The organism is Devosia sp., assembly GCF_028290435.1.
Lineage (GTDB): Bacteria > Pseudomonadota > Alphaproteobacteria > Rhizobiales > Devosiaceae > Devosia.
In genome coordinates this window covers 1-24,372 of record NZ_JAQGJV010000094.1, presented here as the reverse complement: position 1 = coordinate 24,372, position 24,372 = coordinate 1, and the positions used below count along the sequence as shown (strand labels likewise).

22 protein-coding genes are annotated in these 24,372 nt (G+C 62.5%); 20 read left to right on the top strand and 2 right to left on the bottom strand.

The genetic code is table 11. The annotated features are described in order from the left end of the window. The 11 genes from JWP26_RS20955 to JWP26_RS20905 form a co-directional block, all read left to right on the top strand. A partial coding sequence (locus JWP26_RS20955) for a phosphate/phosphonate ABC transporter permease (protein WP_299732534.1) occupies nt 1-465 on the top strand: 465 nt, incomplete at its 5' end. A 153-nt stretch (nt 466-618) separates the two neighbouring features. After that, a complete protein-coding gene (locus tag JWP26_RS20950; protein ID WP_299732530.1) occupies nt 619-1,878 on the top strand; it encodes an aminotransferase class I/II-fold pyridoxal phosphate-dependent enzyme in 1,260 nt (419 codons plus the stop codon). After that, nucleotides 1,875-2,948, top strand: a complete 1,074-nt coding sequence (locus JWP26_RS20945; RefSeq protein ID WP_299732527.1) for an ABC transporter ATP-binding protein — start codon at nt 1,875-1,877, stop codon at nt 2,946-2,948. The genes JWP26_RS20950 and JWP26_RS20945 overlap by 4 nt, the downstream gene beginning before the upstream one ends. After that, nucleotides 2,945-3,922, top strand: coding sequence for an ABC transporter ATP-binding protein (locus tag JWP26_RS20940; RefSeq protein WP_299732524.1), 978 nt, complete (start codon nt 2,945-2,947; stop codon nt 3,920-3,922). The genes JWP26_RS20945 and JWP26_RS20940 overlap by 4 nt, the downstream gene beginning before the upstream one ends. A 49-nt stretch (nt 3,923-3,971) precedes the next feature. Next, nucleotides 3,972-4,898, top strand: coding sequence for an ABC transporter permease (locus JWP26_RS20935; protein ID WP_299732521.1), 927 nt, complete (start codon nt 3,972-3,974; stop codon nt 4,896-4,898). Beyond that, nucleotides 4,895-5,818, top strand: coding sequence for an ABC transporter permease (locus JWP26_RS20930; RefSeq protein ID WP_299732518.1), 924 nt, complete (start codon nt 4,895-4,897; stop codon nt 5,816-5,818). Before JWP26_RS20935 ends, JWP26_RS20930 begins: the two co-directional genes overlap by 4 nt. Nucleotides 5,819-5,878: 60 nt before the next feature. Further along, nucleotides 5,879-7,447 carry an ABC transporter substrate-binding protein gene (locus tag JWP26_RS20925; RefSeq protein WP_299732515.1) on the top strand — a complete coding sequence of 523 codons (1,569 nt, stop codon included), beginning with the start codon at nt 5,879-5,881 and terminating at the stop codon, nt 7,445-7,447. A 115-nt stretch (nt 7,448-7,562) separates the two neighbouring features. After that, nucleotides 7,563-8,612 carry a D-2-hydroxyacid dehydrogenase gene (locus tag JWP26_RS20920; RefSeq protein WP_299732512.1) on the top strand — a complete coding sequence of 350 codons (1,050 nt, stop codon included), beginning with the start codon at nt 7,563-7,565 and terminating at the stop codon, nt 8,610-8,612. Between the two features lie 40 nt (nt 8,613-8,652). Beyond that, nucleotides 8,653-9,699, top strand: a complete 1,047-nt coding sequence (locus tag JWP26_RS20915; protein ID WP_299732509.1) for a D-2-hydroxyacid dehydrogenase — start codon at nt 8,653-8,655, stop codon at nt 9,697-9,699. Nucleotides 9,700-9,774: 75 nt separating this feature from the next. After that, entirely contained in the window at nt 9,775-11,136 is a 1,362-nt protein-coding gene (locus JWP26_RS20910) for a M17 family metallopeptidase (RefSeq protein WP_299732506.1), read from the top strand. A gap of 11 nt (nt 11,137-11,147) precedes the next feature. Next, nucleotides 11,148-11,606 carry a RidA family protein gene (locus JWP26_RS20905; RefSeq protein ID WP_299732503.1) on the top strand — a complete coding sequence of 153 codons (459 nt, stop codon included), beginning with the start codon at nt 11,148-11,150 and terminating at the stop codon, nt 11,604-11,606. A gap of 4 nt (nt 11,607-11,610) precedes the next feature. On the opposite strand, the gene JWP26_RS20900 is transcribed toward JWP26_RS20905, so the two are convergent. Both JWP26_RS20900 and gcvA read right to left on the bottom strand, forming a co-directional pair. Next, the gene (locus tag JWP26_RS20900) at nt 11,611-12,486 is read right to left on the bottom strand and encodes a LysR family transcriptional regulator (RefSeq protein WP_299732500.1); all 876 of its coding nucleotides are present in this window, start codon (nt 12,484-12,486) and stop codon (nt 11,611-11,613) included. A gap of 82 nt (nt 12,487-12,568) precedes the next feature. Further along, nucleotides 12,569-13,459 (bottom strand): transcriptional regulator GcvA, encoded by an 891-nt coding sequence (gcvA, locus tag JWP26_RS20895; protein WP_299732497.1) that lies wholly within the window; start codon nt 13,457-13,459, stop codon nt 12,569-12,571. 148 nt (nt 13,460-13,607) lie between these two features. Between gcvA and JWP26_RS20890 the strand changes: the two genes are divergently transcribed. The 9 genes from JWP26_RS20890 to JWP26_RS20850 all read left to right on the top strand — a co-directional run. Then, the gene (locus JWP26_RS20890) at nt 13,608-14,807 is read left to right on the top strand and encodes a hypothetical protein (protein ID WP_299732494.1); all 1,200 of its coding nucleotides are present in this window, start codon (nt 13,608-13,610) and stop codon (nt 14,805-14,807) included. Then, nucleotides 14,804-15,886 carry a ketopantoate reductase family protein gene (locus JWP26_RS20885; protein ID WP_299732492.1) on the top strand — a complete coding sequence of 361 codons (1,083 nt, stop codon included), beginning with the start codon at nt 14,804-14,806 and terminating at the stop codon, nt 15,884-15,886. The genes JWP26_RS20890 and JWP26_RS20885 overlap by 4 nt, the downstream gene beginning before the upstream one ends. Beyond that, entirely contained in the window at nt 15,883-16,998 is a 1,116-nt protein-coding gene (locus JWP26_RS20880) for a Gfo/Idh/MocA family oxidoreductase (protein ID WP_299732490.1), read from the top strand. Before JWP26_RS20885 ends, JWP26_RS20880 begins: the two co-directional genes overlap by 4 nt. Further along, nucleotides 16,995-18,611, top strand: coding sequence for a DUF885 family protein (locus JWP26_RS20875; protein WP_299732487.1), 1,617 nt, complete (start codon nt 16,995-16,997; stop codon nt 18,609-18,611). The genes JWP26_RS20880 and JWP26_RS20875 overlap by 4 nt, the downstream gene beginning before the upstream one ends. Continuing rightward, complete coding sequence (locus tag JWP26_RS20870) at nt 18,611-19,633, top strand: ABC transporter ATP-binding protein (protein ID WP_299732485.1); 1,023 nt, start codon at nt 18,611-18,613, stop codon at nt 19,631-19,633. Before JWP26_RS20875 ends, JWP26_RS20870 begins: the two co-directional genes overlap by 1 nt. Further along, complete coding sequence (locus JWP26_RS20865) at nt 19,626-20,609, top strand: ABC transporter ATP-binding protein (RefSeq protein ID WP_299732482.1); 984 nt, start codon at nt 19,626-19,628, stop codon at nt 20,607-20,609. Before JWP26_RS20870 ends, JWP26_RS20865 begins: the two co-directional genes overlap by 8 nt. A gap of 232 nt (nt 20,610-20,841) precedes the next feature. Continuing rightward, on the top strand, nt 20,842-22,593 hold the full coding sequence (locus JWP26_RS20860) for a peptide ABC transporter substrate-binding protein (RefSeq protein WP_299732479.1): 1,752 nt from the start codon (nt 20,842-20,844) through the stop codon (nt 22,591-22,593). Nucleotides 22,594-22,663: 70 nt separating this feature from the next. Further along, a complete protein-coding gene (locus tag JWP26_RS20855) occupies nt 22,664-23,617 on the top strand; it encodes an ABC transporter permease (RefSeq protein WP_299732476.1) in 954 nt (317 codons plus the stop codon). Beyond that, nucleotides 23,610-24,372: ABC transporter permease (locus JWP26_RS20850; RefSeq protein WP_299732473.1), on the top strand; the 763-nt coding region annotated here is incomplete at its 3' end. The genes JWP26_RS20855 and JWP26_RS20850, both read left to right, overlap by 8 nt.

Here is a 24,372-nt window from a genome sequence, read left to right as displayed (position 1 = left end):
AGCCTGCGGCGGTTCTTCGATGCCTTTCGGGGCATTGACGGTTTGGTCTGGGCGCTGATTTTCGTTTCGGCCGTCGGCCTGGGCCCCTTCGCCGGCGTTCTGGCCATCGCGGTCGGGGACGTCATGGTGCTGGGAAAGCTCTTTGCCGAAGCGATCGAGAATGTCGACAAAAAACCCGCTGACGGTGTCCGGGCCTCAGGCGGTGGCAGGCTGCATGTCATGCGCCTGGGCGTCTTGCCACAGGTCTTTCCGGTGATGACGAGTCACGTGCTCTATTTTTTCGAATCCAATGTGCGGTCCGCCACCATCCTGGGCATCGTGGGGGCCGGTGGGATCGGTCTGCAACTCTCTGACCGCATGCGCATCAACAACTGGCAGGAAGCCGCATTCATCATCGTTTTGATACTCTGCACAGTCTCGGTGATCGACGCCGTTTCCCGCCGCATCCGGGCGAAGCTGACGTAAGGGGCTTTGGAGCACTTTATGCTTCGGCGTTCTGGCCCGTCCGAAGGGGACCATAAGCAAACATTTTGTTGTGTTTGAGAAAATATGAAAGCGGGTTTTATTCGGTTCGCCCGGGCCTAAGCTGGTGGAGATTGCAGCTTAAGGAAAAATGTCATGGGCCTGGAACTCGCGCCGTCCTTCAAAGAACATGAGGCGGAAAGAGTCAGTGCTCTGAAATTGCCGGAGCGGTCGGCGATTGCCTCCCCGAACGTGCGACAGGCCGATATCGACCTGCTGAGCAAGGCGCCTAAGGATTTCATCGATACGACCCATTTCGACACCGTGCGGTTTCCGCCGCCGGATTGGGCTGTGGAGCGCTTTAGCCAGGCGGCCGAGGATGGCTCGCTGGCCTATACGGGCTATCGCGGCAATCCCGAAGTGCTTGACGAGGTGGCCCGCAATGTCAGCACGCTGCTGGGCATTCCGGTCGATCCGCGCAAGAACCTGATCCTCACGCCCGGCACGCAGGCGGCTTTGTTCGGCGCGCTGTCGGCCCGCATCAACAAAGGTGATCGGGTCGTGGTCATGGACCCCGATTACCTGTTCACCGCGCGCATCTTGCGCTTTCTGGGCGCCGACATCGGCTATGTGCCGCTGGTCCTCGATGCGGACGGGCATTATGCCCCCGACCTGCAGGTGCTTGAGGCGGAGTTTGCCGACCGCAAGGCGCGCCATTTCATTTTCTCGCACCCCAACAACCCGACCGGTGCGGTCTATTCGCGCCAGACCATCCAGTCGATCGCGGCGCTGGTGCGCCAGTATGGCGTGTCGGTGGTGGTGGACGAGCTTTATGCGCGGCTGACCTATGACGGCACCGAATTTGTGCATCTGGCGGCCGAGGCCGGGATGATGGAGCAGACGGCGACGCTGCTCGGGCCCAGCAAGACCGAGTCGTTGAGCGGCTATCGCCTTGGCGTGCTGGTGGGCAACGAAGCGTTGATCCGTGGCGTGGAAAACATCATGTCCATCACCGCCCTGCGCGCGCCTGCTTATGCGCAGCATGTGCTGAGTGGGTGGCTGGCCGACGATGCCGAATGGCTGGTCGGCCGGATCGATGAGTTCAAGGCCCTGCGGGAAATGACCGCCACGGCACTCACGTCGCTGAATTGGCTGAAGCTGCATCCGCAGCAGGGCACGGCATATCTCTGGGCCGATGTGTCGGCACTGGGCTTGCCGGACTCCGAGGTTGCTGCGGCCTTGTTGGAGCGGGCAGGGGTACTCATCAGCCCGGGCTACCAGTTTGGGCCGAGTGCGTCGGGTCATTTCCGCGTGTGCTATGCGCGCGATGAAAAAACCTGGGCCGAAGCGCTCAGGCGCATGGTCAGCGTCCTCGGAGACCTGGCCGCACGAAAAGGCGGGCTGGACCGGGCATGATCCAGGCAGTCCCTCCAGCGAGCATGGAAGCGATGGAAACCTCAGTTTCCAACTTCGCGCCATTGGAGGGAGGGCTCCAACCGGAGCCGGCGCTGCTGGAGGTGCGTGACCTCACCACCAAGTTCTATACCGTCGATGGCGTCGTCAATGCGCTCAACGGCATTTCCTATTCGGTTCGCAAGGGCGAATGCCTCGCCATCGTTGGAGAGAGCGGCAGCGGCAAGACCGTGGGCGTGCTGTCGATCCTGCGGCTGATCCAGTCGCCGCCGGGCAAGATCGTCGGTGGCAGCATTTCGTTCAAGGGCACGGACCTGCTCAAGCTGGACGACAATGCGCTGCGGGATATCCGCGGCGGCGCCATTTCGGTCATTTTCCAGGACCCGATGACTTCGCTTAATCCGGTAATGCGGGTCGGCGCGCAGATCACCGAAAATATCATGGCGCATGAAGCGCTGACGCGTCGACAGGCGCGCGACAAGGCAATCGAGATGCTGTCGCGGGTGGGCATTCCGACCCCGGCCAAGCGCGTCGACGATTATCCGCATCAGTTTTCGGGCGGCATGCGCCAGCGCGTCATGATCGCCATGGCGCTGTCCTGCTCGCCGCAGTTGATCATCGCCGATGAGCCAACGACGGCGCTGGACGTGACCATCCAGGCGCAGATCGTCGAGCTCGTGAAAAAGCTGCAGTCCGAACTGGGCACGGCGGTGATCTGGATTTCGCACGATCTGGGCGTGGTGGCGCGGCTGGCCGACAGGGTGGCTGTCATGTACGCCGGTCACATCGTAGAATCAGCGCCGGTCGACGAGCTTTATGCGCGGCCCGCCCATCCGTACACGATCGGATTGCTCAATTCGCTGCCGCGGCTCGACGCCAAGGTCAAAACCAAGCTCCAGGCTATCGGGGGCCTGCCACCCAACCTGCTGGGCGAGTTGCGCGGGTGTCCGTTCGCGCCGCGCTGTGCCTTCGCCACCGACATTTGCCGCGCGCAGAACCCCGCTCTGCTCGAAGTGACCCCTAGCCATGGCGTGGCGTGCTGGCATGACCGGCTGACCGGGGGCCGCGCATGAGCGAGGAGGTGCTGGTTCAGGTCAAAGACCTCAAAATGCACTTCCCCATCCGCGCGGGGTTGTTCAACCGCACAGTCGGCGCCGTCAAGGCGGTCGACGGGATCAGCTTCGATATCATGAAGGGGGAAACCCTGGGCCTAGTGGGCGAAAGCGGTTGCGGCAAGACGACTGCCGGCCGCGCGATCCTGCACCTTTATCGTCCGACCGGCGGCGAAGTGTCCTTCAAAGGGACCGATCTGGCCAAGGAGAGCCCAGAGGGCCTGCGCCGCACGCGGCGGCACATGCAGATGATTTTCCAGGATCCCTATGCCTCGCTCAATCCGCAGATGCGGGTGGGCGAGATTATCGGGCGGCCGCTGCGCGTGCATGGACTGGTCAAGAGTGCCCCGGAAGAAAAGGATCGCGTCACCGAGCTGATGCAGCAGGTGGGGCTCAATGTGTCCTACCGCGACCGGTTTCCGCATGAATTTTCTGGCGGTCAGCGCCAGCGCATCGGCATTGCGCGCGCCCTGGCGACGTCGCCCGACTTCATCGTCTGCGACGAGGCGATCTCGGCACTCGATGTGTCGATCCAGGCGCAGATCATCAACCTGCTCGAGCAATTGCGCGACGAGCTGGGGCTGACCTACCTGTTCATCGCCCATGACCTGAGCATGGTGCGCTACATCTCGACGCGTGTCGGCGTGATGTATCTGGGCAAGATGATGGAGCTGGCCTCGAGCGACGCGCTCTACGAGGAGCCGCGCCACCCCTACACGCGGGCGCTGCTGTCGGCCATTCCGATCCCCGATCCGCCGCTGGAGCGGCAACGCCAGCGCATGCTGCTGGAGGGTGATCTGCCTAGCCCGGCCAATCCGCCCAAGGGCTGCCGATTCAGTACGCGCTGCCCGATGGCCACGGACCTGTGCCGCGCCGTCGAACCCGAATTCCGCGAAGTCGCTACGAGGCATTGGGCCGCATGTCATTTCGCATGAACCACCAAACCAGATCTTTGCGACTGGCCGATGACAGCGTGGGGCGGCCATGAGCTACGTCATCCGTCGCGTGCTGCAGTCCGTGGTCGTCGTCTTCGGCGTCAGCATCGTGGCATTCTTCATGCTGTTCATGACGGGCGATCCGACCGAGATCATTCTGGGCGACGGCGCCGACCATATGACGGTGCAGCAGATCGAGGAATTCCGTGTGAAGATGGGCTTCGATCGGCCCTGGTACATTCAATATGCCAGCTTTGTCGGCAATGCGGTGCGCGGCGACTTCGGCTATTCGTTCACGCGGCACCAGCCGGCGTTTCAGGTGATCATCGAAAAAATGCCGGCGACTATCCAGTTGGCGTCCATCGCGTTTGTTTTGTCATTGCTGATTTCGATCCCGCTCGGGGTGTTGTCGGCGATCAACCCACACAAGCCGATCGACCGAATTAGTACCTTCGTGGCGCTGTTGGGGCAGTCCATTCCCAGTTTCTGGCTAAGCATCCTGTTGATGCTGTTGTTCGGGGTGAAGCTCAAATGGCTGCCGATCTCGGGCAGTGGCACCTGGCAGCATCTGGTGATGCCGGCCATCGCGCTGGCCGCCTTTCCGATCGCCCGCAATATGCGGCTGACGCGTTCGTCGATGCTGGATTTCATGCAAAAGGACTTTGTACGCACGGCACGAGCCAAGGGCATTTCGGAATATCGCGTGGTGACTTCGCATGTGCTGCGCAATTCGCTGCTGCCGATCGTCACTGCAATCGGGCTGGAGGCGGGGTTCCTGCTTGGGGGCTCGGTGATCATCGAGACAATTTTCGGTTGGCCCGGCGTTGGCCGCGAGATCGTCCAGGCCATTGGCTCCAAGGATTTCTATGTGGTCCAGGCGGGCGTTATCACGCTGGCGCTGATCTTTGCGGTGGTGAACCTGATCATTGACCTCGCCTATTCCTGGATCGATCCGCGCATAGGGTTTGGCTCATGAGCTTGCTGGACACCGAGCCCAAGGACGTGGCCGCCTTGCCGGCGGTACCCGCGACGCTGCGCACCAAGCGTCGGCAGTTGCTGTCGCGTCTGCTCAAGAGCAAGGCAGCAACGATCAGCGTGATCATCCTTCTGATCGTGGTGGTGGCGGCCATCGCCGCGCCATGGCTGTCGCCGCACGATCCGTTTGCCAACAAGCTGATCCAGCGGCTCAAGCCGCCGATGTTCTCCAATAGCTCGGGGATTTATCTGCTCGGCACGGACTCGCTCGGGCGCGATATCTTCAGCCGCATCATCTATGGCGCACGCGTGTCGTTGACGGTGGGCGTTTCCGCCGTGGCGATTTCCGGGGTGATCGGCGTGCTGATCGGGCTTCTGTCGGGCTATTTCGGCGGCAAGGTCGACGACGTCTTCATGCGCATCTGCGATGTGCAACTGTCGTTTCCGACCATCCTTTTGGCCCTTACCATCATGGCCGTGCTGGGCAGCGGGCTCGACAAGCTGATCCTGGTGCTGGGGCTGACGGGTTGGGTGCCCTATGGGCGCATCGTGCGCAGCCAGGTGATGTCGATCAAGAACGACGAGTTCGTGCTGGCGGCGCGTGCTGCGGGGGAGCGCCAATGGCGCATCCTGTTCCAGCAGATCCTGCCCAATATCTGGAGCCCGGTGATCGTCATCGGCAGCTTCACCATTGCCAGCAATATCGTGTCGGAGGCCTCGCTTAGCTTTCTCGGCGTTGGGGTGCCGCCCAGCGTTCCGAGCTGGGGCACCATGCTGGCCGATGGTCGAGAATATATCGGGGTCGCCGACTGGCTGACCATTCCGGCCGGCGTAGCGATTTCGCTTACCGTGCTGGCGATCAACATCCTCGGGGACTGGTTGCGGGACTACCTCGACCCGAGGCTGAAAAACATTCTGTAGGCAAAGTGGGAAGTGCTTCGGAACGGCGACGACGACTGTAACATCTGGAGGTAAGTTGAAATGAAACTGACACGTGTAGTCCGAGTTTCGGTTCTGGCCATCGGCCTGGCCCTGGGTGCCCTTGCGGTAGCCCCGGCCATGGCTGCGCCCAGGCCTGTGGTGGTGCTGGACAAGGTTGAGCCCGACGGGTTCGATCCGATGTTCGCATCGTCCAACGTCAACATCATGCTGTCCATCCACGAGACGCTGTTCCGTCTCGACAATGACGGCAAGGTGGTGCCGGCCGTGGCTGAATCGATCAAGCAGCTTGATCCGCTCAACTGGGAAATCAAGATCCGTCCCGGTCTGGTGTTCCACAATGACGAGCCGATCAATGCCGATGCCGTGGTCTTCACCTTTGATCGCGCCACGAAGCTGTTCGCGGCCGGGCAGGGCGACCTGAACTTTGCCCTCGGCGCTCTGCGCTACGACCACGCCGAGAAGGTCGACGACCTGACGGTCAAGCTGGTGATGAAGTTCCCCGATCCCATCATCACTTCGCACATGGTCAATCCTGAACTGTCCATCCTGCCGCCGAAATATTACGGCGAGCACACGCCCGAAGAAGTGGCGTTCGCTCCCGTGGGCGCCGGCGGGTACAAGTTCGTCTCCTACAAGCCCGGCGAAGGCACCGTGCTGAAGGCCTTCGACAAGTACCGCCTGGGCAAGCCGCCGGTCGATGACGTGATCGTCCGCGCCGTGCCCGAAGTCGCCACCCGGATCAACGAACTCAAGGCCGGTACCGCCGATCTGATGGTTGGCGTCCCGGCGGATTTGAAGGCCGACCTTGAGAGTTCGGGCGTCAACGTGATCGTCGCGCCGAGCTATCGCCGCCTGTTCATCAACATCAAGCAGGGTCGCAATCCGGCGCTGGCCGATGTCGCCGTCCGCCAGGCGATGAACTATGCCGTCAACTGCGACGAAATCAATGAAGCGCTGTTCAGCGGCATGGCCAAGTGCGCCATCGACTTGGTCAACTCGCCCAATAACGACCCCAACCTGCAGCCCTATCCCTATGATCCGGAAAAGGCCAAGTCCCTGCTCGATGCGGCCGGCTGGGTACCGGGTTCCGACGGCATCCGCGAAAAGGACGGCGTCCGCCTGTCCTTCGATTTCGATACCACCAAGGGCTCCTACCTGTCGGACGCGGAAGTCGCCCAGGTGATGGTCGACTACTGGAAAGAAGTCGGTATCGAGATCAAGGACCTTCGCACCATCAGTGCCGAAGTCAGCTCGCAGATGCGGGCCAAGCAGGGCGAGGGTTTCCGCGACCTGATGAACAGCTCGTCGGGCCCCGACTACACCTGCCAGGGCGATCTGCTGCTGGTGCAGAAGGATTCTGGCTCCAACCGCATGAGCTGGTCTGACGATAAGTTCGAAGCCATGTTCAAGGCGTTTAGCGAAGAGTTCGACCAGGCTAAATGGCCGGCCATGTGCAACGAGGCCCAGGCTTATGTCGCGGAGCAGGCGCCCGTCGTCTGGCTGTTCACCGAGCCGACGCTGTACGGCGTGTCCAAGCGCCTCGATTACCAGCCGCGTCCCGATGGCCGGTTCTATCTGAACCTCGTGCTCAAGGGCGTGACTGAATAAGTCGCTAGCCTTGCACTAATTGGAGCGGCCCGCCCTCGGCCGCTCCAACCCTCCCAGGGCGGCTCATTCGCCGCCGGTCCCAAACCCTTCACATGTCGATGCCGGAGTCCTGTTCGTGGACAAGATACAACTGATGATCTGCTCGCCGCTCGAGGCCGAGCTCGTGGAGCGCATTCGCGCCGTGGCGCCGGACCGTGTCGAGGTGTCCTACGAGACCGACCTCTATCCGCCATTGCGCTATGCCTGCGACCACAAGGGCGTGCAGACCTTCAAGCGCAGCGAGGCGCAGACCGCGCGCTGGCGGGCAAACCTCGAAAAGGCGGAAATCCTGCTCGATTGCCCGATTCCCAAGGAGATGCCGGGCGATCTGGTGCATCTCAAGAGCGCCAAGTGGATCCAGTTCACCTCCAGTGGGATCGGCGAATTCGTCAAGCGCTCGGGCATGGATAGTTCCGACCTGCTGCTGACTACGGCGCGTGGTGTCCATTCGGGCCCATTAGCCGAATGGAGCTTCATGGCTCTGCTGATGTATTTCAAGAAGTTCCGCTTCCTCGAAGCCGAGCAGAAGGCGCATCGCTGGGAGCGCTATTGTGATGAGGAAGTTGCCGGCCGCACATTGTTGACCATCGGCGCCGGCGACCTCGCTCGCGGCGTAGCGGTCGTTGGTAGGGCGCTCGGCATGAAAATCATCGCAGTCACCCGCAGCCCGGAAAAGCCGCGCGAACATGCCGGTGTTTTCGACGAAATCCATGGCGTGTCTGAACTGCACCGGCTGTTGCCGCAGGCCGATGCTATCGTCTGTACGGTTCCCCACACCCACGAGACCGAAAACATGCTGGACCGCACCGCGATTTCGCTGATGCGGCCGGGCGTGGCCTTCATCAATACTGGCCGTGGCAGCACGATCGACGAAGTGGCGATGATCGAAGCGCTGCGCAACGGCAAAATGGGCTTTGCCGCCATTGATGTGGCCCAGATCGAGCCGCTGCCCAATTCCAGCCCGCTCTGGGACATGCCCAACGTCATGATCAATCCGCACTCGGCCAGCACCGTGACCACCGAAAACGCCAAGATCACCGACATCTTCTGCAAGAACATCGCGCTCTACCTGCGCGGCGAGCAGAGCCAGATGACCAACATTTTCGACAAGCAGCTTTTGTATTGATGCCCGGCGTCGCTGACCCCGCAAGCAAGAAGAGACCGAGATGAGCGCTCCTACCGCCGACAAGTTGACTATTGTTATCGCCTCCCCCCTCGAGACCGAGTTTGTCGATCGCATCCGGGCGTTCGACCCGGAGCGGTTCGAGGTGGTGCATGAGGAAGACCTGCTGGCCAAGCCACGCTATGTCGCCGACCACAATGGCGCGCCCCGAACCCTGACGGCAGACGAGCAGGCTCGCTGGGCCGCTTGCCTGCAGCGCGCCGATATCTTGTTCGACATCGATCGGCTCGATCCCGTCAACATGCCCGCCAATGCGCCCAAGCTGCGCTGGGTGCAGGCGACGAGTTCCGGCATCGGCGAATTTCTCAAGCGCACGAAGCTGGAAGACAGCGAAATCATTTTCACCACGGCATCTGGTGTGCATGCACGCCCGCTGGCCGAGTTCACCATGCTGGGCCTGCTCTACTTCTTCCGCGACGTGCAATATCTCAACCAGATGAAGCAGGCCCATCATTGGGAGCGCTATACGACGCCGGGCCTCGACGGTGCGCGCGTGCTGATCGTGGGTCTCGGCTCGCTGGGGCGTGAAGTGGCGCGCGATTGCGCTCGCTTCGGTGTCGAAGTGTGGGGTGCGCGTCGCACTCAGGGCGGTGAGCTTCCTGAGGGCGTCAGCCGCTTGGTCGACCAGCGTCAACTGCTCGATGTGTTGCCGCAAGTGGATGCACTGGTGCTGGCCTGTCCGCTGACCGATGAAACGCGGTTGCTGATCGACCGGCCGCAGGTGGAGGCGCTCAAGCCGGGCGCCGTGATCGTCAACATTTCGCGCGGCGGCGTCATCAACGAGGCTGCCATGCTCGAAGGCCTGCAATCGGGCCGTATCAAGGGGGCTGCGCTCGACGTGTTCGAGGTCGAGCCCTTGCCCAAGGACAATCCAATGTGGGACCTGCCCAACGTGCTGATTTCGCCGCATTCGGCGAGCACGGTCGCGGCCGAGAACAGCCGGATCGTCGATATCTTCATCGACAATCTCGGTCGCTTCACCCGGGGTGAAAAGCTGCGCAATCAATTCGACAAAACGCGTGGCTATTGACGCCGGCACCGGCTCGTATTCACTTCCGCGTCCAGAACTACCGCTCGCTTATCCGGCCCATTTCCGAGGTCTCCAATGCCTGTCGAACTGCTCGATCAACCGACAACCACTTCCCGCCCGGTCTATCTCGTCGCGCATAACCAGCAGGCGGCGTCGGGGCTCGATCAATCCGTGCTCAACTGGATGGAAGCCAACGATTTCACCGGCGCTGCGGGCTCCAGCCTGATGGTGCCGGGCGCTAATGGCGCCATCGTCGCGGCAGTGCTCGGAACGGGAGAGCGCAAGGTTGGCCTCGCGGCTGGTTCGCTGGCCAAGCTGCTGCCTGAGGGTGACTGGCATCTTGCGAGCGAGCCGGGCGACGCCGACCAGGCCGCGCTTGGCCTGGTTCTGGGAGGTTACGCCTTTACGCGCTATGGCAAAAAGGTGGGACGCGCGTTGCGACTCAGCGTGCCCGGTGCCGATACGGCGAAAGCGCGGCGGATTGCCGATGGTGTGTTCCTGGCGCGCGACCTGGTCAACACGCCGACGAACGACATGGGTCCCAACGAGCTGGAAAAGGCGGTCCGTGACCTCGCTTCAGTGCATGGGGCCGCCGTCACCGTCATCACCGGCGATGACCTGCTGGCCAAGAATTTCCCGATGATCCATGCGGTCGGTCGTGCCTCGGCAGATGCGCCGCGCTTGATCGACATGACTTGGGGACCGGAGAGCGCGCCGAAGGTCACGCTGGTGGGCAAAGGCGTTTGTTTCGATACCGGCGGCCTGGATATCAAGCCGCCGAGCGGCATGTTGTTGATGAAGAAGGACATGGGCGGGGCTGCCAATGTGCTGGGCCTTGCCTCGATGATCATGGCGGCGCGGCTCAACGTGCGGTTGCGCGTGCTTATTCCGGCAGTCGAGAATTCCATTTCCGCCAACGCATTCCGGCCGGGCGATATCCTGACCAGTCGCAAGGGCACCACCGTCGAGATCGGCAATACCGATGCTGAAGGCCGGTTGGTGCTGGCCGATGCGCTGGCGCTGGCGGATGACGAGAAGCCGGACTTGCTGATCGACATGGCCACGTTGACCGGCGCTGCGCGCGTCGCTCTCGGCCCTGACTTGCCGCCGTTCTACACCGACGACGACGCGCTGGCCGGCCAGATTGCCGCCGCTTCGGTCGCGGTTGAAGATCCGCTATGGCGCATGCCGCTGTGGAGTCCCTATGACGCCAAGCTGAATTCGAAAATCGCCGACATCAACAATGTCACGACCGACGGTTTTGCCGGCTCTATCACCGCCGCTCTGTTCCTGCGCCGCTTCGTCGAACAGACCACAGCCTGGGCTCATTTCGACATCATGGCCTGGAATCCCGAGCCGCGTGCGCACGGCCCCTTCGGCGGCGAGGCCCAGGGCATTCGCGCGCTCGAGCGGATCATTTCGTCCCGTTACGCCTGAAGGAAGACACCATGGGCTATATTGCCGAAGCCTGCGCCAAGCAGGGGCTGACGCTGCAGCCCATCGCGCCGCGAGGCCTTTACCGGCCTGCGATCCGTCATGGCGATATGCTCTATTTGAGCGGGCAGGTGTCGCGCCTGGGCGAGGAGACCATTGCCGGGCCGGCATTGGCCAGCGACCTGGAGCGAGGCCAGTTGGCGGCGCGCACGGCCGCCCTGCGGGCGTTGAGTGTGCTGGACGCCGCTCTAGGGCTCGGTGAGCGTGTTCGCGTTCTCAAGCTGACTGGCTACGTCATGAGCGAACCGGATTTTACCCAGCACAGTGCCGTCATCGACGGCGCGTCCCGGGTGCTCGTGGCGGTCTTGGGCGAGGACGCGGGGGCTCATGCGCGCACGGCCATCGGGGTCGCGTCTCTGCCGAGTTCGGGGATGGTCGAGCTCGACCTGGTCTGCGCCATCGAGCGCGATTAGACGATCAGTCGGACAGGCTGGTCGAGGCTACCTCGTCCAGGAATGCCTCGATCGTGCGCAGGCTATTGCTGGCGCGCAGCCATACGAGGCCGATGTGGCGAGCGAATTCTGGATTGGGAATGATAGTCTTGGTGAGCCGAATGCCTTCGGGCCATGGCGGGGCCCAATCGGGTACAAGCGAGACACCAAGCCCGCTGTCCACCATCACGGCGATAGCCTCCAGCGCATCGAGTTCGAAGCGGTCCTCGGGCACGATGTCGAGATACCGCAAGTAGTTTTCCGCCAAACGCCCGCCCCAGTGATTGCGATCGTAGCGGATGAAGGGTTGCGTCGAGAGCAATTCGCGCGGGTCATCGAGGACGAGTGACTCGGGTCGGATCAGCAGCAGCGGCTCGGTGCGGATGGCGCGCCAGTCGCAGGTTTTGGGCATGCGAAACGGCGGCGCCACGATGATGGCGGCGTCGAGATCGCCATCGACGACGCGCTCGTAGAGGTCCATCGATGTCCCCGGCGCAACGAAAATGTTGAAGTTTGGGTGCGTGGCGTGCAGCCCGCGCATGGCCCTTGGCAGGATGCCGGTCATCGCGGTGGAAACGGCGCCGAGCCGCAATTCACCGGACTCTGTGTCGGCCAACGCGACCTGGCGCAGTTCACGAATGCCTTGCAGCAGTGCGCGAGCCTTGGCAAAGACCGCGACGCCCGCCTCGGTCGGATGAACCCTGCGTCCGACCCGTGTGACGAGGGCGATGCCGAAATCCTCTTCGAGCACGCGCAGCCGTTGCGCCACGCCGGCCGCAGTCAGGTTGAGCCGGCGCCCGGCCTCGGCCATCGAGCCGAACTCGACCACGGCGACGAAGCTTTCAAGAAATCGGGTGTCCATGGACTGTCCGGGCTGGGTCGATCACGCTGCTAATTTATCTTCTTGAGGAACAAGAAGATAGTTTCTCTTAAGCTTGGCGCAATCAGGCAAGCTGGTCCAGCAGCCATCTCCGAAACAGTTTGACGCGCGGCAGCTCGCTTTTGGCGGCGGAGGTGATTAGATAATAGGCACCCGGGCCGGCAATGCGGTCAGTGAACGGGGTCACCAAGGTGCCGTTGCGGATATCGTCCTCGATCAGGAAGGTCGGCAACAGCGCTACTCCAAGACCAGCTACAGCGGCCTGGATCACCATGAAGAAGTGTTCGAGGGTGGGGCCCCATTGCTGGTCTTCCCGATGGGCGCCAACGGAGCGGAACCAGTGATCCCAGCTGTTGGGCCGTGTCGAGTGGCGGATCAGGCGATGATAACGCAGCGAATCGTAGCTGATGATCGGGTGGTCGCCCTGCATGAGCTTGGGGCTGCAGACGACCTGGATTTCCTCGCCCATGAGCGGATCGACGATCGCGTCTTTCCATTCGCCGTGACCGAAGCGGATGGCGACGTCGATGCGCTCCTTGGTGAAGTCGAGCGCGCCATCGCTGGAAATGATGTTGAGCGAAATTTCGGGATGCGCCTCCTGGAAGGATGGCAGGCGGGGCACCAGCCAGCGCGTGCCGAACGTGGGCAGCATGCCGATGGAGAGCGTGCCTTTGCCCTCCTTGGATGAGATCAGCTCAACTGTGCCGGCCTCGATCAGGTCGAGCGAGTCGCGCACCAGCTCGTTGTAGAACCGGCCCTGGTCGGTGAGCTCGATGCGGCGGCTCTGCCGGGTGAAGAGCGGAACCTGCAGGTATTCCTCCAGACTACGCACCAGCCGGCTGGCGGCGCTCTGGGTCACGTTCAGCTCCTCGGCCGCGCGGGTGAAGCTGTTGTAACGCGCGACAGCCTCGAAGGTGCGGATGGCATTGAGCGAGGGGAGGAGGCGTCCGCGCATGGCGATCATTCTTTCAAGTCATGGAAGAGCAATCTTTATGCGCCTTGCGAGCCCGCGCCAAGAGGATAGCTTTTTGTCAGGGCCGTTTTACTGGGCAGCGGCTTTTTCTGCCCTTTGCTTAGGCTGTGCAACGAGGATCGAGACCACGATGAATTCGTTTGAGATCGGGCAGGAACTGACCGCTGTCACCATGGGGATCGACGCGTTCGCGCGCAGCCAGCCGGCCGAGGGCAGTCTGCTGGGTGGGGACGGGCTGGTGCCGATCTATCTGGGCAACGGCCTTCTTGAGGCGAAATCCTACGCCGACCGGGATGCTATTCGCGCTGACATCGCCGCGCTCGACACGGCAGCGGCGGGCTTGGGTTCCGGTCCGCGCCAAGTCTTCCTGCAGGGTATGATCAAATCACTGCGGGTCACGGTTAAAATGCTGTCGGGTGCCAGCCCCTCGTTCGAGGAGAAGGTGACCGATCTCGTCGGCGCTCCGGCGGGCCGCGAGGATGCGGCGCTGATCGAGGATGCCCGCGGCAAGGTCGATGTGCTGCTGCGCAAGGCCGGCTTCGTGAATGGTTCGCTCGGTGAGCGGGTGCAGGCCTGGGAAGAAGCCCGCGCCGTGCCGACCGAGCAGATCGAGACCGTGTTCCGCGAACTGATGGCCGATGCCAAGGCGCGCACCGACAAGCTGATCTTCGATACCGGCGATTACGACATGGTGCTGAACCCGGTGCGCGGCATGTTCTACACCGCGCGCTGCTCGTTCGATGAGGGCAAGATGGACCTCAACTTCGATCTGAATTTTACCCGTGCAGCGCTCAAGCATCTGGTGTGTCACGAAGTTTATCCGGGGCACTCCACGCAATTGCTGTCGACCAAGAAGGCGTTCGACGAGGGCAGGGCGCCGGCTGATGCGCTGCTGATCACCACCGATGCGATCACCGGCTGCGTGCAGGAAGGCATTGGCGACCAGGGCGCGCACCTGATCGATTTCATCCAGGACGACGACGACGAAATCCATGTCGAACTGCGCCGCGTGCGCTCCGCCGCCCAGACCAGTGCCGCCTGGATGCTGATGGTCGAGGGCATGCCGCGCGAAGAGGTTGCCGAGTATCTGCGCACCGTCGCGATGGGCCAGGAAGCCTGGGTGCAGGGTCGCCTGCGCATGGCCGCACACCCGTTCCGCGGTCCGTTCATCTCGTCCTATTGGGCCGGTAATGAGAGTGTCCGCCGCGTCCGCGAGCGCGTCAGCAAGGAGCAGTGGCCAGTCTTCCTCGACGCGCTCTATTCCAACGCCAATAGCCCGCAAAGCCTTGAAATGTTTCCGCAAACCGTCATCGAGAAGGTCCAGGCATGAAGTTCACCATTATCGGTTCGGGCGCCATTGGCGGCCTCGCCGGCGCCTATATGACCAGGGCTGGCCACGACGTGACGCTGGTCGACCGCTGGGTCGAACACGTGGCCGCGCTCAATGAAAAGGGCATGACCATTGATGGCGTGCGCGGCGACCTGAATGTGAAGGTCAAGGCGCTGACCCCAGACCAGCTTTCGGGCGATCTCGGCACCGTGCTGATCGCCACCAAATCGCAGCACACTATCGAGGCGCTCAAGCAGATTATTCCGCTGCTGACGGCTGATAGCCTAGTCGTGTCCTACCAGAATGGCTTCAACGAGCCCGATATGGTGGCGGCGCTGAACGAGGCAGGCCTGCCCGGCGACAAGATCATCATGGGCTCGATCCCCAATTATGGCGGCGCTCTGGTCGATCCCGGCTATATCGAATTCGTGCATGAAGGCCCGATCCAGCTCGGCGAACTCAGCGGCGAGATGACGCCGCGCCTCAAGGAACTCGGCGACGCGCTGTCGGCGCTCACGGAAGTGCAGTACTCGGACCGTATCTGGGGCCAGATCTGGGCCAAGGAAGTCTATTCGGCGCAGGTCGTGTTCTCGGCTTTGGCCGACGCCAAGATCCGCGACACGCTGGGCGTCGAGAAATATGCCCGCACCGCCGGCGCCGTGGTCAAGGAAGCGCTGGAAATCGCCGATGCCAATGGCATCGACATCCAGGCCTTCGACTTCTTTGATCCGGCCAATTACCGGGTCAAGACCGCCGAGGACACCAAGAAGCTGCTGGCCAATATCGACCACGCCATCTGGTTGCTCAAGAAGGACCAGGACAACAAGCCGACCCACAACTTCAAGAAGAAGGGTTCTGGCATTTGGTGGGACATCGTCTATCGCAAGCGCCCGTCCGAGACACGCGCCTTTGCCGGCAAGTTGATCGAATACGGCAAGAAAGCCGGGGCTGACACGCGGCTCAACGAGAAGCTGACCTCGATGATCTACGAGATCGAGGACGGCAAGCGCGACCTTGGTTTTCACAACTTCGACGAACTCGAAGCCTATGCGGCCTCCATCGGAAAGACCCTGCCATGACCAGTAAACTCGGCGTCGGCCTCATTGGTGCGCATACCTGGGCCGATAAGGCGCATCTGCCCGGCTACAAGGCGCATGAGCGGGTCGAACTGATCGCGGTCTGCGATATCGATCCCGCCCGCGCCAAGGCGATGGGAGAAAAATACGGGGCCAAGAAGGTCTATAGCGATCCTGAAAAGCTGATCGCCGACCCTGACGTGCAGATGGTCGACGTCTGCACACCCACCCACACCCACCTGCCGCTGAGCCTGCTGGCGATCGACGCCGGCAAGCACGTGCTGAGTGAAAAGCCGCTGCATACGCTGGCGGCGCCGGCCTTTGAAGCAGCGGCGCGGGCCGATGCCAAAGGCGTGCGCACCAAGCTGGGCTTCACCTTCCGCTACTCGCCGGCAATCCGCCAGATCAAGAAGTGGATCGACGACGGCACGCTGGGCGAAATCTTCCACATCCATGGTTTTGAGCAGAATTCCCAATGGCTTGACCCGCAGGAGCCGCTGCGTCAGGTGACACCCGGCGCCGACCGCGACAAGCTGATCCCGGCATCCATCGTCGGTTATGGCAGCCACCTTATCGACCTGATGCGCTGGCTCGGCGGCGAGTTCGGCTCGGTCGCCTCGACCATGAAGAACTTCATTCCGGAACGCATCGTGCGCGGCGAAGTCGGGCTGCAGAAGATCAAGATCGAAGACGGCGCGGTCGCACTGGTGGAATATGCCAATGGTGCCCAGGGCTTGCTGCAGACTTCCTATGTGGCAGTCGGCAATTATCCCGGCGTCGAACTGCGCGTTTACGGCTCCAAGGGCGCGGCTGTTGCCCGCTTGATCTCGGAATTCGGCACCGCCGAAACCCTCAAGATCGCCAAGGCGGAAGCCGTCGAGTTCATTCCCTATGACGTCGGCGCCGATGCGCTGCCGCCGGGAACGACGCTCAACACGCCATGGCCGGAATTGTATTATCGCAATCTTGTCAGGCACTTCGTCGACGAAATCCTCGAAGACCGGCCGCAGGAATGCACGTTCTACGATGGCGCCAAGAGCCAGGAGATCGTCGATGCGATCATCACGGCCAATTTCGAGCGCCGCTGGGTCGACCTGCCGGGCAAGAGCGCATGAGCGTTTCCTATGATCCCGCTATCGTCGACGAATTCCTGAGCCATTATTGGGCGTTTCATCCGGTGGATGCGACGTTCATGGGCTCCAAGGATTATGACGACGTGCTGCCGCTGGTCGGCCCGCAGACTCTTTCGCGCGAGCTGGAAGGCATTGCGGCCCTGCAGGCCAAGCTGGAAAAGACCGAGGCCCCGCAGGGCCTTGGCGACCGTTTGGATCGCCGCATGATGCTGGCCGAACTGGCCGTTCAGCAGGCGGCGGCGACATCGCGGCCACGTCTGCACAACCCCGCATGGTATTCGGGCGAGGCGGCATTCTCGATCATTTCGCTGCTGCTGCCGCAATCGGCGCCGATCCGCCATCAGGGCCTGATCGCGCGGCTGAACGCGATCCAACAGTTCCTGACCGACGCGGCCGAACGGCTGGATGGCGTGGCTGTTCCAAAGGGTTGGTGCCTGCGAGCGCAGCGTGAATCGGTGGCGATGGCCGGGTTCCTGCGCAGCGATATCAAGCTGCACGAAGAGTTCGCCGATGAGTGGGCCGAGCCGGCGCGCCGCGCGGCCGATGCCTTCGACAAATTTGCCAGCATGCTGGATTTCTTGACCGACAAAAATCCGGCCTGCGGCGAGGCGCATTTATCGCTCATCATGAGTCAAACTCATGGATTGACGATGAGCCCGCGCGAGGCGATCGACCTTGCGCAGGCGGCCTATGACCGGATGGGCGATGAACTGGTCGAGATGGCCAAGGCAATCGACCCGTCGAAAAGCTGGCAGGACATCATCGCGGGTCTGGCCGATATCCATCCGGCCGACGCCGAGGCGGTGCATGACAGCTACATGTTGTGGGATGTCACGGCGATTGCGGCGGGCCATGAGCTGGTAACGCCGGCGCAGGAATATGACCTCGATTATCGCTGGACGGCGCCGTGCTTCCGCAAGATCAGCCAGCCGCTGTATTTCCTGTTCTATCGCTCGCCACCGGCGCTCAATGCCGGGGCAGGGAGCGTCTATTGGGTGACCCCGCCGGGCGAGGATGAAGAGGCGTTTCTGCGCGGCAACAATACCGCGACGGTCAAGACCATCCATTCGGTGCATCACGGTGGCGTTGGTCATCACACGCAGAACGCGCGGGCGCGGGTGGCCGCCTCGCGGTTGGCGCGGATCGCGGGCACGGATTGTGCCTTGGGGTTGGCGTTTTTGGGCGCCGGCACGCTGATCGAGGGCTGGGCCTGCTATGTCGAAGACCTGTTGATGGAAGCGCCGGGATTTTATACCCCCGCCGAAATCCTGCTGCTCAAGCAGTATGAGCGGCGCAATGCTGCCAGCGTGCTGGTCGATATCAAGCTGCATATCGGCGACTGGAGTCTTGACGAAGCGATGGCGTTTTATCGCGAGGCTGGTTTTGCGCCGAGCCGGGTCGAGGGCGAGGTGGTGCGCAATTCCATGCTGCCGGGCTCGCGGCTGATGTACTGGATTGGGGTCGAGGGCATCAAGGCGTTGCGCCAGCGCTGGAAAGGCGACACGCTGAGTTTCCACGATGCGCTGCTGAGCTATGGGCACGTGCCGCTGGCCTGGATCGGCCAGGAGATGGAACGCGCGGGGCAATTGACCTGATGGCAGCATTGGCGCCGCCCCTGCTCGAAATTCGCGATCTGGTCACCGAGTTCCGCACCGAAAGCGGCATTGTCCGCGCGGTCAAGGGCGTCGACCTGACGGTCGAGGCCGGCCAGACCGTCGCCGTAGTCGGCGAGAGCGGTTCGGGCAAATCGGTCACCAGCCTGTCGGTGATGCGGTTGATCCCGCCCGCCATTGGCGGCATTGCCAGCGGGCAGGTGCTGTTTCGCGGGCGTGACGGGCAGGTGCGCGATCTGGCGCAGGAGCCCGAGGCCGCGATGCGCAAGGTGCGCGGCAACGAGATCGCCATGATCTTCCAGGAGCCGATGACCAGCCTCAACCCGACCCAGAAGGTGGGGCACCAGATCGCCGAGGTGGCGCTGCTGCATCAGGGGCTGACGCGGGCACAGGCGTGGAAACGCGCCATCGAAATGCTGGCGCTGGTGGAAATTCCCGAGCCGGCGCGACGCGCCGATATCTATCCGCACCAGATGAGCGGCGGCATGCGCCAGCGCGTGATGATCGCCATGGCTTTGGCGTGCAATCCGGCGCTGCTGATTGCCGACGAGCCGACGACGGCGCTCGACGTGACGGTGCAATTGCAAATTCTCGAATTGATGCGGCGGCTGCAGCGCGAAATCGGCATGGGGATTTTGTTCATCACGCACAATCTGGGTGTGGTCGCCGAGATCGCCGATACGGTGGCGGTGATGTATGGCGGGCGCATTGTGGAGCGGGCGACGGTCGAGGACCTGTTCGATCGGCCGAGCCATCCTTATACGCGCGGCCTGTTGGCCAGCATGCCGACGGTGGACCGGGCGGCGAGGGCCGCAGGAACCGTGGCGCGGCTCAAGGCCATTCCGGGCAGCGTGGTCGATCCGCGCAATCCGCCGGCCGGGTGCGACTTCAATCCGCGCTGCGCCTGGGCGATCGATGCGTGCCGCGCCTCTGTGCCCCCCATGTTCGATATCGGCAATGGCCACGGCGCGCGTTGCATTCGCTGGAGTGAACTCGATGGTTGAGGCGCTCCTCAAGGTCACCGATCTCAAGGTGCATTTTCCGGTCGGCAAGACGCTGTTCAAGCCGGGCGTGACGGTCAAGGCCGTCGATGGCGTGTCGTTCGAGGTGGCGCGCGGCGAGGTGCTGGGGCTGGTCGGGGAGTCCGGGTCGGGCAAGACGACGCTGGGGCGCTCGGTATTGCGGCTGATCGAGCCGACCGAGGGCTCGGTGCAGTTCGATGGGCGGGAGGTCGTCGGCATGGCGGCGCCCCAGCTCAAGGCGCTGCGCAGCCAGATGCAGATCATTTTCCAGGACCCTTATGCCAGTTTGAACCCACGCATGAGCGTGGGCCAGACCATCGGCGAGGCGCTGCTGTTGCACCATATCGGCACGCGCAAGGATCGTGCGGAGCGGGTGGGGGATATCCTCGAAAAGGTCGGGCTGCCGCGGACGGCATCGGCGCGGTTCCCACACGAATTTTCCGGCGGGCAGCGGCAGCGCATCGGTATTGCGCGGGCGCTGGCGGTCAATCCGCAGTTTATCGTCGCCGATGAGCCGGTGTCGGCGCTCGACGTGTCGATCCAGGCGCAGATCATCAACCTGCTGCAGGACTTGCGGCAGGAGCTGGGGCTATCGATCCTGTTCATCGGGCACGACCTGTCGGTGATCGAGTTTTTGTGCGACCGGGTCGTGGTGATGTATCTCGGCAAGATCATGGAGACGGCGACGGCCGCCGATCTCTATGCCAATCCGCGCCATCCCTATACCCGCGCGCTGCTCGATGCGGCGCCGGTGCCGGACCCGCGCGCACGGCGACAACGGATTACGCTCAAGGGCGATTTGCCGAGCCCGATCAATCCGCCATCGGGCTGCGTGTTTCGCACGCGGTGTCCGTTCGCCATCGAGGCTTGTGCGGCGGTGGTGCCGCCGCTCGATCCGGTCGGCAGCCAGCATGCGGTCGCCTGCATCCGCGCGGGCGAGCTTAACCTGACGGAATAGATAGAGCTTTCCTCGGTCGGTCGGCCGATGCCTTGATGCTCACCCTGACAGCCCCGCATTTGCTCAATATACGAGCAGTGCGGGGTATTTTTTGGGCAGTGTGGTGCCATGGCGCATGCATGAGTTGAAATGCAGGCAAAGCGGATTTTTTAGGGGATTGCTGGGTGCGGGAGGTAGCACCATGCTGGCTGTCATCAAACCGATATTTATCGCCCAAAAACGAGGGAGGGCGATGAGTATCGTATCCTTCGAGCAAGGCGACGAATTGCCCATTCGCCGGGTGATGGTTTTGCTGTCGAGGGGGGATCGAACCAAGACCGGCAATAGCCGGCGAGGCAACTCCCGCAAGGGCAACAGGCAGAAGGACGAGATCATGACATTTAAACTGACCCGCCGCGCAGCGCTTCAGGGCATGCTTGCCGGCACCGCAGCTTTGACGACGATGCGGGCGCTCCCGGCCTGGGCCCAGGCCAAGGGCGGCACGCTGACGGTCGGCCTGACCTACGAAATCGACACCATGAACGTCTATTCCACCGGCTTTTTGGGTGATGCCCAGGCGGCTGTGGTCGAGGGGCTGCTGGCGCCCGGCGCCGATGCCAAATATGTGCCGGTTTTGGCCACCGAAGTGCCCACCATCGAGAATGGCGGCATCGTGGTGTCCGAAGACGGCAAGACCATGAAGGTCAGCTACAAGCTGCGCCCGGACGTGAAGTGGCATGACGGCGAGGCCTTCACCTCGGCCGACGTGAAATACACCTGGGAAGCGGTCAAGGACGAGAAGTTCATCGCCGAATCCAAGGACGGTACGGCCGAAGTCGAGAGCATCGATACGCCGGACGACCTGACGGTTATCGTCAACTACAACACCATCCTGCCGACGTTTGCCTCGACCCTGTTCACCTTCGGCATCCTGCCCAAGCATGTTCTGGAAGGCACCGACCTCAACACATCGAGCTATAACGAGACCCCGATCGGCACCGGCCCGTTCAAGGTCGCCGAATTCGCCCGTGGCCAGTATGTGGTGGTCGAGCGCTTCGATGGCTATTGGGCCAAGGCCGAGAATGGCGATGCGCTGCCATACCTCGACAAGATCATCTTCAAGATGATCCCCGACACCAACACCCTGTTGACGCAGCTCAAGTCGGGCGAAGTGACGATGGTTGTCTCGACGCCTTATAGCCAGGCCAGCCAGGTGCAGGGGATTGCGGGCATCACCATCGTCAAGGGGCCGCTGCTGTCGTGGCAGCACCTCGATTTCAACTTCAAGAAGCCCTCGCTGGCCGACATCAAGGTGCGCCAGGCGATCGCTGCGGGCATCGATCGTGCCATCCTGAGCAAGGCACAGGGCGGCTTTCCGCAGCCGATCAGCTCGCCGGTGGTGCCGGTGTTCGACTTCTACGATCCCAATACCCCGGTCATCGCCTACGATCCTGCAGCGGCCAACAAGATCCTCGACGATGCCGGTTACGCCATGGGCGGCGATGGCGTGCGCGCCAAGGACGGCGAGCGCCTGTCCTATGCCTTCATGGTCCAGTCGGGCCGTGCAGACGACGAACTGGCCCAGCAGGTGATCATCGCCCAGCTCAAGGCCATCGGCATCGAGGCGACCGCCAATAACCAGACTGGCGTGGCTTATCGCGAAGCTCGCTATAAGGGCGGCTATGACCTGATCTATGGTCGCTGGATCACCTCGGCTGACCCGGTTTACTCGGTGTTCTGGGGCACGGGCGGCGCCAACAACGGCCAGTCGTACTCCAACCCGGCGCTCGATGCGGCGTTCCAGAAGTTCGAGAACACGCTGGACCCGGCAATCCGCAAGGAAGGCGCTGCCGAATTCCAGAAGATTCTGGCCGACGACCTGCCGACTATCTCGCTCACGACCAATGTGTCGCTGATCGCGGTGACCGACAAGCTGAAGAACTTCGTGCCGAACCCCACCAACATGACCAATTTCGTGCATACGGCCGAATGGTACATGGCGTAATCTGCCACCTTGGCAGTCGCCTCCGGCCCTGCCTGGCCGGAGGCGTTTTTAATTCCAACCTGGAGGCGGCATGAGTCTCGGTTACGTTCTGCGCCGCCTGTTCAGTGCAGTGCCGCTACTGCTCGGCATTTCGGTGATCCTGTTTTCCATCATCCACCTGGCGCCCGGCGGGCCGCTGGACATGTATACGGAAAACCCGGCGGTTTCGAAGGAAGCGCTCGACCAGATCGCGGCGGCCTATGGGCTCGATCAGCCGGTGCCGGTGCAATATGTGCTGTGGCTCAAATCCATGGTGGTCGGCGACTGGGGTTATTCCATCCGCACCGGCCGGCCGGTTTTGACCGAGATCGTGCTGCGGCTGGGGCCGACGCTGGAACTGGGCGGGCTGGCGCTGCTGCTGTCGCTGGTGATCGCTATTCCGTTGGGGATCATCAGCGCGTCGCGGCGCGGCTCCAAGCTGGATAGCTCGCTGACGCTGGCTTCGTTTGCCGGTATTTCCATTCCGGTGTTCTGGCTGGCGCTGCTGCTGCAATTGCTGTTTTCCGTCCAGCTCGGCTGGCTGCCTTCGGCGGGCTACAAATCCATCGGCGGCGGCGACTTCATGGATCGGCTGAGCCATATCGTCATGCCGGCCGCAGTGCTGTCACTGGCGACGGTGGCGAGCTGGAGCCGGTTCATCCGCTCGGGCATGATCGACGTGCTCAACCAGGACTATATCCGCACGGCCTATGCCAAGGGGCGCTCCGAGCGGGGCGTGGTGTTTTTGCATGCGCTGCGCAATGCGATGATCCCCGCGGTGACGGTGATCGCGGTGGATTTCGCCACGGTGATCTCGGGCGCGGTGATCACCGAGACGGTGTTCGCCTGGCCGGGTATCGGCCGGCTGTTCATGGAGAGCATGGACGGGCGCGATTATCCCATGCTGATGGGGCTGATGATGATGGGTTCGCTGGGCATCATCATGGCCAATATCATTGCCGACCTCGCCTATGCGGCGCTCGATCCGAGGATCCGTTATGGCTGAGACCGTTATTCCCCTTGCCACGATACAGCCGCCGCAGAGCTATGGGCGGCGGGTGGTCAAGCGCTTCCTCAAGCATCGGCCTGCGGTGGCCGGGCTGGCGTTCTTGTTGCTGCTGGCGGTGATCATTATCGTCGGGCCGTTCCTCTCGCCCTATACCTTCGACGGGCAGGATTTCACGCTGATCGGCTCGCCGGGGCCGATGAATGCGCAGCACTGGCTGGGCACGGACGAGTTGGGTCGCGATGTCGCGACGCGGCTGATCTATGGCGGGCGGGTGTCGCTGGCAGTGGGCCTGGCCGGGGCGATCATCGCCACCATTGCGGGCACGCTGGTGGGGGCGCTGTCGGGGTTTTATCGCGGCTGGACCGACGCAATCCTGATGCGGTTTACCGATGTGATGCTGTCGATCCCGACGTTGCCGCTGGTGCTGCTGCTGTCGGGGCTGTTCCGGCCGAGCCCGCCGCTGCTGGTGGCAATCGTGGGCATGCTGATCTGGATGGGGACGGCGCGATTGGTGCGCAGCCAGTTTTTGGCGCTACGCGAGCGCGAATTCGTCGAGGCGGCGCGGGCGCTGGGGGCAGGCGGGGCAAGGCTGATGTTCCGGCATATCCTGCCCAACGCCATCGGGCCGATCACCGTCGCCGCAACCCTCGCCGTCGGCAGCGCCATCATGCTCGAATCGGCGCTGTCGTTCTTAGGCTTCGGCATCCAGCCGCCGGTGCCGACCTGGGGCAATCTGCTCAACAGTGCCTCAT